We start from the raw sequence: 12,568 nt of genomic DNA, 5'->3' as shown, positions 1-12,568 counted from the left end.
GCGCAACCGCGGCAGGACGACGGTGCCGGTCCCCGGTGCACCACCGGTGGGGGCCGGCACCGTCGTCCTGCCCGGGAACGGCGGCGGCGCCTCAGTTGGCCGGGTCCGTGGACCCGGCCAACTGAGGCGCCGCGCTGGTTGAACGAAGCGGCGTCAGCGGCGGGCGGCGGCGAAGTCGTGGACCACGACCGCTGCCGCGCCGACCGCGGGGTGGCGCTGCAGGACCGCCTCGATCTCGCCGAGCTCCATCCGGACCCCGGCGAGCTTGACCTGGCGGTCCACCCGGCCCAGGTACTGCAGCGCCCCCTGCGGGAGGACCCGCACCGCGTCGCCGGTCCGGTAGAGCCGGCCGGTGGGCGTGGCGCGGAACGGGTCGCGGAAGAACGCGTCCCGGGTCCGGTCGTGATCGTGGACGTACCCGCGCCCCACGCCCACCCCGCCGACGAACAGTTCCCCGGTCTCTCCGGGCTCGCACGTCCGCCAGCCGTCCTCCGCGCGGCGCAGCACGTAGAGCTGGGTGTTGACCACGGGCGTACCGATCGGCAGGCGCATCAGACCGAGGTCGGCGGGCAGCACGGTGTGGTGGGTCACGTCGTCGGAGCACTCGGTGGGACCGTAGGCGTTCACCAGCCCGGCCTGGGGCATCTCCCGGAGCCAGCGGCGGGCCACCTCGGTGGGCAGCTCCTCGCCGGTGGCGAGCATCCAGCGCAGGCCCGCGAGCCGCCCGGCCTGCGGGGCGGCCGCCAGGTCGTCCAGCAGCAGACGGACCATGGTGGGAACCAACTCCACGACGGTGACCCGGTGTTCGTCGACGAGTCGGGCGAAGGCCACCGCGTCGTGGGCGGTCGCGTCGGCGACCACGCTGACCTCGCCGCCGACGACCAGCGGGCAGAGCATCTGCCAGATGGAGATGTCGAAACCGAGCGGGGCGGTCTGGGCCACCACGTCCTGCCCGGTCAGACCGAGGTCCACGACCTTGGCGACGAGGTGGTTGAGCATGCCCTGGTGCTCGACCACCGCGCCCTTGGGCCGGCCCGTGGAGCCGGAGGTGAACAGCACGTACCGGGGCTGGTCGGGGCGCTCCAGCCGGGCGGGGCCCTGCCAGGGGTCGCGGTCGGCCGCCCCGGCGGCCCGGACCACCGGGACGCCGACCTCCGCGGCGCCCTCGGAGAGCGAGACCGGCACGACCTCCGGGTCGGTGCTGAGCAGCAGACCGGCACCCGCCTGACCGAGGACGTCCGCGACCCGGCGCGCGGGCCAGTTGCCGTCGACGGGCAGGTAGAGCGCGCCGAGCAGCTCGGTGGCCAGGAAGGCGGCGACGACGGTGGCGCCGCGTTCGCCGCCGACCGCGACGACCGAGCCGGGGCCGACCCCCTCACGCTCCATCAGGGTGGCCAGTCGGCGCGCCCGCAGGGCCAGTTCGGCGTAGCCGACCCGGCCGTGGGCGTCGCGGACAGCCGGCCGGTCACGCTCGCGGGCGAAGCGCTCCACCCGGGTGACCACCGCGTCCGAGAGGTCGGCCGGGTGGTCGCGGGTGAGTGCCAGCTCGCGGGCCCGCCGCAGCTCCCCGGGGGCGATGGCCAGTTCCGGGAGCCCGGCGGGGCCGAGCAGGCCGTCCTCGATCGTCACGAATCCGCTCCTTTTTGATCGGCGGCATTATCCGCTTTCGACTGTCCAGGGAATACCCGGATCTTGCCGGGCTACTTCCCGTGAAGTACGGTAATCGATGCCGGGGGCGATCGGATACCGAATTCGCCCGCCGCCGGGGCGAAGAGAATGTGATGCTCGGGCCGGGAGAGCTGAGCGCCGGGTACGTCAACTCGCTTTCTTGACGCAGGCTTTCGATCGTATCGACCATTCCCCGCATCCCTTACCGTCCTGCCGAGGTGTCCGGCGCCATGCCCATTATCAGCTCCCCGCACGAATTCAATGTCGAGGATCTCTACCTGGATCTGCGCCGGGTGAACGGCACACCGTTGTACCTGAAATGCGAAGGGTTCAACTTCGCCGGATCCATCAAGCTGAAGGCTGCCGTCGCGATGGTCGACGCCGCGGAGCGGGACGGCCGGATCGGGCCCGACTCGGTCCTGGTGGAGTCCTCCTCCGGCAACCTCGGCATCGCGCTGGCCATCATCGCGGCCGACCGGGGCTACCGCTTCGTCTGCGTGACCGACCCCCGGTGCAACCCGACCGCCCGGCAGCTGATGCGCTCGTTGGGCACGGACGTCCGGGTGGTCACCCACCAGGACGCCAACCTGGGCTACCTGCACAGCCGCATCCAGTACGTCCGCGACCTCTGCGCCACCAGCGACCGCTACCTCTGGCTCAACCAGTACGCCAATCCGAACAACTGGCGGGCGCACTACGAGAACACGGCGCCGGCCATCGCGGCCGACTTCCCGGCCCTGGAGGTCCTGTTCGTCGGCGCGGGCACCACCGGCACCCTCACGGGGTGCGCGCGCTACTTCAAGCAGCACCGCCCGGACGTCACCGTGGTGGCCGTCGACGCCGTCGGTTCGGTCACCTTCGGAGGAGTCCCGGGACGCCGGGTGGTCCCGGGCCTCGGCACCAGCACCCGCCCGGAGCTGGTCGACGAATCCGTCGTCGACGACGTCGTGTACGTCTCCGAGCCCGACACCATCCGGGTCTGCCGCGAACTGGCGGCCCGCGGCTTCGTGCTCGGCGGGTCGACCGGGACGGTGGTGGGCGGCGCCTCCCGCTGGCTGGCCGAGAAGTACCCCGGCGAGGACCCGGTCGCCGTCGCGATCTCCCCCGACCTCGGCGAGCGCTACCTGACCTCCATCTACGACGACCACTGGCTGGACGAACACTTCGGCCAGGACGACCCGTTCACCCACTCGCACTGGAGCCCGCACCCATGACCACCACCCCCTCCTTCTCCGTCATCCCGGGAGCGCAGGTCGTCGACGTCCTGCGCGGCCGCGAGAAAGAGGTCATCGCGACGGTCGAGAACACCTACCGCCTGCACGGCCGGGGCCTCACCGTGAACCCCGACTCGTACTTCCTGCGCTTCCCCGAGCAGCCGGCCGACCGGATCATCGCGCTGCCCGCCTCGGTCGGCGGCGACGTCGACGTGCACGGCATCAAGTGGATCTCGTCGTTCCCGGGGAACGTCGCCGCCGGCATCCCGCGCGCCTCCGCCGTGGTCGTCCTCAACGACACCGCGACCGGCTATCCGCTGGCCTGCCTGGAGAGTTCCGTCATCAGCGCCTCGCGCACCGCCGCCTCGGCGGCCCTGGCGGCGGTGGCGATCGCCGAGCGGCGGGGCGTGGCGCCGCGCCGGGTCGGCTTCATCGGGGTCGGGCTGATCGCGCGGTACGTGCACACGTACCTGGTGGCGGCCGGTCTCGACTTCGACGAGGTCGGGGTCCACGACCTGTCCCGGGAGCACGCCGAGGGCTTCGAGGGGTACCTGGAGCGCGCCGGGTCCGGCCCGGTGACGGTCCACGACACCGCCGAGTCGCTGATCGCCGCGTCGGACCTCATCGTGCTGGCCACGGTCGCGGGCGAGCCGCACATCCTCGACCCGGCCCTGTTCGCCCACAACCCGGTGGTGCTGCACGTCTCGCTGCGCGACCTCTCCCCCGAGATCGTCCTCGCCTCCTACAACCTGGTCGACGACGTCGACCACTGCCTCAAGGCGAACACCTCGCCGCACCTGGCCGAACAGCTCACCGGCAACCGGGACTTCGTCGACGGCACGCTCTTCGACCTGCTGGAGGGCCGGACCACTCCCCCGGCCGACCGGCCCGTGGTCTTCTCCCCGTTCGGACTCGGAGTGCTGGACCTGGCCGTGGCGAAGTTCGTCCACGACGAGGTCGCCGCGGCCGGAAGCCTGCAGACCGTCCCCGGCTTCTTCCACGAGATGAAGCGCTACGGCTGAGGACGGCGCCGGAACGCGTACGGGGAAGGGCCCGCCGGAAACGGCGGGCCCTTCCCCGTACCGGGGCGCACGGTCACCGCTCAGGGCCGCTCCCCGGCCGCCCAGCGGACGAAGTCGGCCAGCCGCCCGACGCCCTCGGCGATCTGCGGCCGCGTCAGGTAGCTGACCGAGAGCCGCAGGCTGCGCTCGCCTCCGCCCTGCGGGAAGAAGTACGACATCGGCGTCCAGATCACCCCGAAGTTCTCGGCGCAGAGCTCCAGGGCCGCGTTGTCCGCCGTGAAGGGCACGTCGACGGCCAGGAAGAAGCCCCCGGTCGGCTCGTTCCAGCGCAGTCCCAGCGCCGCCCGCTCCGCCTCGGGGAAGCACCGGTCGAGCTCGCTCAGGGTGGCCCGCATGGCGTCCCCGTAGTAGGCGGCCGTCCCGGCGTTGGACTCCGAGGTCCGACCGCCGGCGGCGAGGAGCATCCCGGCCACCACCGCCTGGCTGACCGGCGAGGTGTTCACCGTCACCATGCTCTTGATCCTGGTGAGCTCCTCCGCCAGGAGGCCGGTGGAGCCGTCCGCGCCGACGACCACCTGGTCGGCGACCGCGTAGCCCACCCGGGCGCCCGGGAAGAGCGTCTTGGAGAGCGAGCCCAGGTGCACGACGCGGCGCCGCCGGTCGAGCGCCTTGAGGGTCGGCAGCTGCCGGCCCGGGCTGACCATCCGGTACGGGCTGTCCTCCAGGACCAGCAGGTCGTGCCGGTCCGCGAGGTCGAGCAGCTCCCGGCGTTGTTCGAGCGGCATCGTCGTCCCCGACGGGTTGGAGTGGTCCGGCACCACGTAGAACGCCCGGGGGCGGCGCCCGCGCGCCCGCTCGGCGAGGATCGCCGCCTCCAGGTCGGCGCAGCGGAAACCGTCCGGCCCCTCCGGGACGGCCGTCGGCTCGATGTCGAACAGTCGCGCCGCGCCGGTGATGCCCACGTAGCAGGGGCTGGAGACCAGGAGCACGTCCTCGGGGCCGGCGATCAGTGCCCGCACGGCGATGAGCATCGCCTCCTGGGCGCCGACCGTCACCACGATCGACTCGGCGGGCACGTCGACGCCCTCGTCGGCCCGCAGCGCGTCGGCGATCAGCTCGCGGATCTGGCCGGCCGCCGGACCGTACTGGAACAGCGCGGAACGGACGTCCTCGGGCGAGGCGCCGCCCTCGGCCAGGTGGTCGAGGTAGCGGCGCAGGTGGGTGAAGACCTGCTCGGTCTCGAAGAATCCCGCGTACGGGCGGCCCGGGGCGAAGGAGATCGCTTCGGGGTAGCGCTGGGTGACCTCGTTGAGGAAGTTCATGGTGTCGAGCACCGGGTCGCTGACGCTGCCGTGCAGGTCCTCCCGGCGCAGGTCGCCGGGCCGAGCGGGGACGGCGCGGGGACGCGGGGGTGCCGCGGGCCGGTCCGCCGGTTCGGCGCCGACCACCAGCTCCGGGCCCGCCTCGGCCACCGACCCGGTGCCGGTGAGGGCCATCGCCTCGGTCAACTCCTCGGCGACCAGGCCGAGGAGGTGCTCCACGCCGCGCGCTCCGTCCACGGCCAGGCCGTGCAGCACGGGCCGCCCGAGGAGCACGGCGTCGGCGCCGAGGGCCAGCGCCGCGAGCACGTCCGCGCCGCGCCGCACCCCGCCGTCGACGAGCAGCGGGCAGGCGCCCGCGACCGCCCGCGCGATCTGCGGCAGCACGTCCAGCGTCGCCGGGGCGCCGTCCAGCTGACGGCCGCCGTGGTTGGACACCACGATCCCGTCCACCCCGGCGGCCAGCGCGAGCCGGGCGTCCTCGGCGGTCAGCACCCCCTTGACCAGCACCGGCAGCGAACTGACCGACCGCAGCCACTCCACCACCGACCAGTCGAGCGCGGGGTCGAACTCGGTCCGTGCGTGCCCGCCGGGCGAGGAGAAGCCGCCGCCGCTCAGGTTGGCCGGGACGACGCCGTCCGGCAGCCGGAAGTCGTTGCGCAGGTCGCGCAGCCGGCGGCCGAGGTGCGGGGCGTCCACGGTGAGCAGCAGCGCCTCGAAGCCGGCCGCCTCGGCCTGCCGGACCAGCTCGCGCGCGGTGGCGCGGTCGCGGAAGCAGTACACCTGGAGCCAGAGCGGGGCGCTGGTGGCCCCCGCGATGTCCTCGAAGGTGCGGCTCGCGAAGGTGCTCACCACCAGCGGGACGCCGAGCCGGCCGGCGGCACGGGCGGTGGCGACCTCGCCGTCCGGGTGGGCGAGGGTGTGGTAGGCCATCGGCGCGATGCCGAACGGCAGGGACCAGGTCCGGCCGAGGATCCGCGTGTCGGTGACGGGCGCGCCCTGGCCGGTCAGCACCCGCGGCCTCAGCCGGACCTGCTCGAACACCGCCAGGTTGGCGGCGAGGGTACGCTCCTCCCCGGCGCCGCCGGCGAGGAAGTCCCAGACCGCGGGCTCCAGCCGACCGCGGGCCAGGACCTCGTACTCGGCCGGGGTCAGCGGGCGTCCCGTCCCGGGGTCGGCGGCCATCAGGAGTTCAACCGGTCGCGCTCGACGGCCTCGTACAGGGACCGGATGTTGGCGCTGCCGAAGCCTCGGGAGCCATGGCGCTGGATCAGCTCGAAGAAGAGGGTGTTGCGGTCGTAGGGCGAGCGGGTGAACAGCTGCAGCAGGTGGCCCCACTCGTCCCGGTCCGCCAGCACCTTCGCCTTGCGCAGCTCGGCGATCCGCTCGGCCATCCCGTCGAAGCGCTCGGCGAGCAGGTCGTAGTACGCGTCGGGGGTGTCGAGGAACTCGACGCCGCGGTCACGGGCCTCGCCGACCGCCGCGACGATGTCGTCGACCAGGAAGGCCAGGTGCTGCACGCCGGGGCCGCCGTTGCGCTCCAGGAAGGCGTCCAACTGGCCGCGCTCCTGGGCCGGGTCCGGCGCGACCAGGGTGAAGGTGACGCGGCCGGAGGCGCTGCGCACCACGATGGAGTCCATCGCCTGACCGCCGACGGCGACGTACTCGGACGAGTAGCGGGAGAGGCCGAAGGCGTCCCGGTAGAAGTCCGCGGTCCGGTCCAGGGTGCCGCCGGCGAGACAGACCGCGACGTGGTCGAGCGTCCGGACCCGGGAGGGCGCGGCAGCCGGGTCGGCCGGGCACGGCGTCCACCGGCGGCCGTCGGCGAACGGTGCGCCGGGGTGGGCCGCGGCCGGGAGCAGGGTGTGGGAGACACCGCCGAAACCGGAGACCGCGGTGTTGCCGCGGACCGGGTCCAGCCGGGCGGCGCCGGCCGCCACCGCCCGCTCGCCGTCCGCCACCGGGTCGTCACAGCCGAAGGCCAGGTCGGCGATGCCGTCGCCGTACTGGTCGAGGAAGCGCCAGATGCCGCGGCCGGAGGTGACGACCAGGTTCACGTCCCCCTGCCGCAGCAGCACGGAGCTGCGGTCGGTCTCCACCGAGTCCGCGACCGGGCTGAAGCCGAGGGCCGAGACGAAGTAGTCGACGGCTGAGACCTTGCTCGAGGTGAACAGTTCGGCGTAGACGATGTCCTGCACGGCCATGCTGCTACCTACCTCCTGAACGGCCGACGGCCGGTGACGTTTCATGGATGACGCGGCCCCGCGGTCCGGGCCGACGGCAGGGGGCGGGACCACCGGGTCCTCGCGGACGACGAATCCCGGTGCCCGCCCCCAGACCTACCGACGCCGGGGGACTACCAGCGCCATTCCTGCTGCTTGAAGAGGTGGCCGGCCTTGATGTCGCGCTCCTTGCACCAGCCCATGAACTCCTCGATCTGCTTGATCTGGAAGGTGTCCGGGGTGTAGGTGGTGGCCATCACGTGACCGAGCCAGTCCTCCTCACCCATGGCGTAGACGTACGCCTCGCGGGCGCCGAGCTCGGTCATGATGGCGGCGGCCTGCTCGGCGTTGGAGCCGGAGAGCTTGCGCGAGTTGCTCATCTTCTTGGTGACCGGGACGGTCAGCAGCGCCTGGTAGAGCCAGGTCAGCGGCGCGCCGTCGCACTCCATGCCGAGGAAGGCGATGTCGGCGGTGCCCAGGTGGTTCTTGATGTAGCGGTAGAGCGAGGGCTCGATGCCGGAGGAGTCCGCACCGATGAAGATCTTCTTGCCGGCCAGCTCGGCCCAGTAGGTGGACTTGGCGCGGATGTCCAGGTCGCAGTGCTCGCCGAGGAACGGCGTCGCGGTGATCTTGCCGCCGGGGAACTCGACCTCGTCGAAGTCGTCCACCTCGATGACGTTGAAGCCCTGGTGGCGGAGCATGTGCGCCATCGACGGGTCGGCCAGGTTGCCGCGCGAGGACCGGGGGACGACGATCGCGCCGAGGCGGCCGCGCAGCTGGAGCAGGGTCTCCAGGACGATGTGGTCCTGGTGGCCGTGGGTGATCACCACCAGGTCGATGTAGTCCGGCAGGTCGTCCAGCGTGTAACGGTCGCCGGCGGTGTTGTCGGCGCTGATGAACGGGTCGGTGACGATCGCGGCCTCGGGCGTCTGCAGGACCAGACAGGCGTGCCCGAAGTAGCGGATCCGGCCGCCGCTCTCGATGTGCCGGTCCTCGGAGAGGCTCGGACGGTCCGTCAGCAGCTTGGACAGCTGGACGGTCTGGGCGTCGTCCAGGCCCAGCGCCTCGCGCAGGTGCGCGAGGGTGGTGCCGTGCACGCGGGCCTTGAACAGCTCGGTGAGGCCCTCGTGGCGGAACGGGATGTTCAGCTCCAGGACGTCCGGCGAGGGCAGGCGCGGGGTGCTCAGGATGAACGGGCGCTCGATCCCGGTCTCCAGCGACAGCTGGACCGACTGGCGCGACTCGTCGTAGACCTTGCTCTTGTAGGCCACCGGCTCCATGAAGCGCATCTGCGCCTGGTTGTCGGTGTCGTAGGCGAGTTCGATGAGCCCGCCGAGCTCCTCCGGCATCTTCGGGTAGAGCGGGGTGAGGTCGAAACCGGTGGCGTTGGCGCGCAGGATCTCCTGACCGGCCGCGATGGCCTCGGCGAAGCGCAGCATGTCGGCCCGGTCGCTCTTGATCGAGGCGACCAGGTCACGGACCTCGTCGGCGCGCGACTCCGGAATGTTGATGAAGTAGCCGCCGCGCAGCTCGGGGTTGTTGCTGGCCGCGACGTGCACCTGCGGGGACTGGAGGTAGGACTCCAGCAGCGGCAGCTGCAGGAACGCGAGGTTCATCGCCGCCTGCACGGGCGCGATCGTGTACGGCCAGGCGTAGAACCTGTCCACCAGTGGCTCGATGATGGCCTTCGACCGCAGGAACAGCTTCTCGTCGGGCATCTGCACCCCTCACTCCAGAAGAACTTAGAAGGAATTGACCAAATCGGCCGGGGGTGGATCCCGGAATTTTCGGATACCCGACCGAACCGTGCTGGAATGACGACCAGAGAGAATCAGCCCGGGCCAATGCCCGGAGGGCCGAAGGAACCACATCCGCCTCGCCATACGGGGATCGCCGCACGCGGCGCGCTCGCCCGAATCAGAATGGCCCGGGGCAGCGCGGTGGATCAATAGCCGACGGCCGCGCACGGTCCTTGAACAGGCCGGTCGGGCGGCCCGGAGCCCCGGGCCGCCCGCCGTGCAACTGCGTCGGCGCGCCGGTTGAACAGCGCGACCCGCCTCCGGTCGCCGTCCGCCGGTCAGACCGCGATCGCGGCGACGGCGGGCCGGGCCAGCTCCAGGTAGTCGGCGGTGGACAGGGCGACCGACAGGTCCAGCCGCCCGGCGTTGAAGTAGATCTCGTCGTGGCGCAGCAGGCCCTCGTCGACGAGCAGTTCCAGCTCGGCCGAGAAGGCGAACGGGACGATGGACCCGCTGACGCTGCCGGCCAGGCGTTCGGCGACGACCCGGGTGGCGAACGACGCCTCCCGGCCGTCGAAGCGCCGGGCCAGGGCCGCGAGGTCGACCCGGCGGTCACCGGGGACGACCGCGAGCACGTAGCGGCGCGAGCGCTTGCCGGTGGCCACCCGGACCACGATGGACTTGGCGGCCTGCGCCGGCGGGTGCCGGCGCAACAGGCTGGCGGCCTCGGTCCGGCCCTCCGGTGCGTGCGCGATGGTCCGGTAGGACGCCTCACCGGTGGCGAGCAGGGCCGTCAGGCGGCGGAAGGCGTCGAGGTCAGCGGACATCTGCGGCCTCCCCGGGCCGCGTGGTGTGCCGGACGGGTCCGGACGGGACCGCCGGACGGCGGTCGAGGACGGTGCGGGAGCAGCGTCGTGGACGGCGGGACACCTGGTCTCCAGGGGCAGTTGGGCGCCGTCGGGAAGGGCCGACGGTCGTGGGACACGCCCAGCGGGATCCTGCCGCCGGTGGAGAGCTCCGCGCGCACGGCTCGTGGGGGTGCGCGGGGATGTCGACGAGCCGTCATCATAGGAACGTCCCGGCGTTCACGGCACCCGAGCCCCTGAACGGCCGCCGGTCGGCGGGGCGGCGCGGGGGGTGGCGCGACTCAGGCGCCGGGGGTCTCCGGGGCCAGCTCGTACACCGGGACCACGTTCAGGAAGGCGATGTCGCCGACCTGCCGCGCGCTCAGGCCCGTCACCGTCAGCACCTGGTCGTCGTCGCGCAGCACCGAGGCCCCCTCGCTGGTCAGCAGCCCGGTCAGCACCTCGGCGTCGGGCGTGCGCACCCGCACCCGTCGGCGCCCGCCGCGGCCGAGAAGCAGCGCCGCCCGCTGCCTCTCGACCCGGCGGCCGTCCGCGAGGACCACCAGCTCGACCGCCGGGTCGGCGAGTTCGACCGGTGGCTGACCGGTGACGAGCACCGTGCGCCCCTCGCCGGCCAGTCGGCGGAACAGACCGTGCGCCCAGGCCAGCCCGCGGTGGTCCAGGCCGTTGAGCGGCTCGTCGAGCACCAGCACCGGCGGGTCGGCCAGCAGGGCGAATGCCACGCCGAGGCGCTGGCGCATCCCCAGCGAGAAGGTCCCGACCCGGCGCTGCGCCGCGTCCGTCAGTCCGACGTCCTCCAGCATCTCGTCCACCCGGCCGCGCGGCAGCCCGTACTGCCAGGCCAGGCCGGTCAGGCACTCCCGGGCGGTGTTGCCCACGTGGCGGCAGTACACGCCGTGGGTCTCCAGCAGCACGCCGACCTCGCGCGGACCCGGCGGGCGGTCCCCGAACTCCCGGCCGCCGATCGTCGCACTGCCGGCGGTCGGAGTGCCCAGGCCCAGCAGCAGCCGCAGCGTCGTGCTCTTGCCCGAGCCCTCCGGTCCGACCAACCCGGTGACGCGCCCGGCCTCGGCCGTGAAGCTCAAACCGTCGACGGCCGTGATCTGGCCGTAACGCTTCGTCAGTTCTCTGATCTCGATCACGAATCACCATGGTGGAGTGGGCCGGGCCGCGCTGCATCGGTCTTCCGGTGGCAAGAACCGGCGATTCCTGTCAACCCCGGGCTGACACCTACGGTCCGATGCCGTCGGGGAGCGGATCTGGTACCCGCCCGGGCCCGGCCGGCCCACCACGGCACGCGCGCGCGGGGGCAGGGGGCGGGGACGGCCGAGTCTTCCGGACGAAGAACCTCGCCTGCAAGGATAAAGGCCACTTCTGCACATTCCGCAGACAGCCCTTTTGAGGAGGCCCCGATGGGCATGACATCGGCGTGCGAGCAATTCCCCTCCCCGCCGCACCGGAATGGAATCGGCGGGCCCGACGGAAAGTCGGTGCAGCATGCCTGACACCGCGCCCGGAAAGCACCCCGCGCTCTTCGCGGAAACTCCGCTCGACCGCGACGGCGTCGAACGCGCCGTACGCGAACTCACCGACCGGGTCTGGCGCACCCCGGTGGTGCGCTGCGCCCCGCTCGACGCGATCGCCGGCGCCCGGCTGTGGCTGAAGGCCGAGAACCTCCAGCACGGCGGGTCGTTCAAGGTGCGGGGGGCCCTGCTGGCCGTCGACGAACTCGCCCGGGCCGGCAGCCGTGGCGTGATCGCCCAGAGCACCGGCAACCACGCCATCGCGGTCGCGCTCGCCGCGCGCGAGCACCGGCTCCCCGCCACCCTCGTGCTGCCCTCCGACGCGCCGCCCGCCAAGGTCCGACGGATCCGGGACGCCGGCGCCGAGGTGGTCACCGCCGGCACCCTGCTGGCCGAACGCGTCGCCGTCGTCGAGCAGTTGCGCGAACGCCACGGCTACGACGCGGTCGACCCCTACCAGAACCCGCGGGTGGTGCTCGGCCAGGCCAGCGCCACCGCCGAACTGCTCGGCCAGGTCGCCGCCGAGGGCGTCCGGCTGGACGCCGTCATCGTCCCGGTCGGCGGCGGCAGCGCCGTCGCGGGCGCCTGCCTCGCCGCCGAAGGGACCGGGACGGCGGTGGTCGGTGCCGAGCCGGCGGCCGTACCGGCACTCACCGCCGCCCTGGCGGCCGGGCTGCCGGTGACCGTACCGGCCCGGTACACCGTCGCCGACGGGCTGCGCCCCGACCGGATCGGCGCGCTGCCCTTCCAGCTCGCCGAACGCGCGGTCACCGCGGTGGTCACCGTGCCGGAGCCGGCCATCGGCGAGGCCCTGATGGCCGCGTTCCTGCACGCCCGGCTGGTCGTCGAACCGGCCGCGGCCACCGCGCTCGCCGCCGCACTGGCCCACGCCGCCGAGTACGGCGGCGACGTGGGCGTCCTGCTCAGCGGCGGCAACGTCGAACCGGGCCTGATCGCCTCGCTGCTCGCCGGGCGGAGCGGCCTCGACTGAGGCC

At 72.9% G+C, this 12,568-nt stretch carries 9 protein-coding genes; 3 read left to right on the top strand and 6 right to left on the bottom strand.

All coding sequences use genetic code 11. The features are described from left to right. Positions 1-153: 153 nt before the first annotated feature. A complete protein-coding gene (locus tag ACZ5GH_RS27490) occupies positions 154-1,629 on the bottom strand; it encodes an amino acid adenylation domain-containing protein (protein ID WP_387758557.1) in 1,476 nt (491 codons plus the stop codon). A 269-nt stretch (positions 1,630-1,898) separates the two neighbouring features. Between ACZ5GH_RS27490 and sbnA the strand changes: the two genes are divergently transcribed. Next, a complete protein-coding gene (gene sbnA, locus ACZ5GH_RS27485) occupies positions 1,899-2,882 on the top strand; it encodes a 2,3-diaminopropionate biosynthesis protein SbnA (protein ID WP_387758555.1) in 984 nt (327 codons plus the stop codon). Then, on the top strand, positions 2,879-3,904 hold the full coding sequence (gene sbnB / locus ACZ5GH_RS27480; RefSeq protein WP_387758553.1) for a 2,3-diaminopropionate biosynthesis protein SbnB: 1,026 nt from the start codon (positions 2,879-2,881) through the stop codon (positions 3,902-3,904). Before sbnA ends, sbnB begins: the two co-directional genes overlap by 4 nt. Positions 3,905-3,984: 80 nt before the next feature. On the opposite strand, the gene ACZ5GH_RS27475 is transcribed toward sbnB, so the two are convergent. From ACZ5GH_RS27475 to ACZ5GH_RS27455, 5 genes are all read right to left on the bottom strand, one after another. Continuing rightward, positions 3,985-6,408: an aminotransferase class I/II-fold pyridoxal phosphate-dependent enzyme gene (locus ACZ5GH_RS27475; protein ID WP_464335545.1), complete on the bottom strand. Its 2,424-nt coding sequence runs from the start codon at positions 6,406-6,408 to the stop codon at positions 3,985-3,987. Then, complete coding sequence (gene hppD, locus ACZ5GH_RS27470) at positions 6,408-7,427, bottom strand: 4-hydroxyphenylpyruvate dioxygenase (protein ID WP_387758550.1); 1,020 nt, start codon at positions 7,425-7,427, stop codon at positions 6,408-6,410. Before hppD ends, ACZ5GH_RS27475 begins: the two co-directional genes overlap by 1 nt. A 152-nt stretch (positions 7,428-7,579) precedes the next feature. Beyond that, on the bottom strand, positions 7,580-9,163 hold the full coding sequence (locus tag ACZ5GH_RS27465; RefSeq protein WP_387758549.1) for an MBL fold metallo-hydrolase: 1,584 nt from the start codon (positions 9,161-9,163) through the stop codon (positions 7,580-7,582). A gap of 359 nt (positions 9,164-9,522) precedes the next feature. After that, a complete protein-coding gene (locus ACZ5GH_RS27460; RefSeq protein WP_464335544.1) occupies positions 9,523-10,011 on the bottom strand; it encodes a YbaK/EbsC family protein in 489 nt (162 codons plus the stop codon). A gap of 320 nt (positions 10,012-10,331) precedes the next feature. Beyond that, positions 10,332-11,192 (bottom strand): ATP-binding cassette domain-containing protein, encoded by an 861-nt coding sequence (locus ACZ5GH_RS27455; protein ID WP_387758546.1) that lies wholly within the window; start codon positions 11,190-11,192, stop codon positions 10,332-10,334. 355 nt (positions 11,193-11,547) lie between these two features. On the opposite strand from ACZ5GH_RS27455, the gene ACZ5GH_RS27450 reads away from it, so the two are divergent. Then, entirely contained in the window at positions 11,548-12,564 is a 1,017-nt protein-coding gene (locus tag ACZ5GH_RS27450) for a threonine ammonia-lyase (protein WP_464335543.1), read from the top strand. Positions 12,565-12,568 lie beyond the last annotated feature (4 nt).

The organism is Kitasatospora sp. Xyl93, from assembly GCF_055383135.1.
Note: the sequence above shows the minus strand (reverse complement) of the source record. Positions and strands in the feature narration are given on the sequence as shown.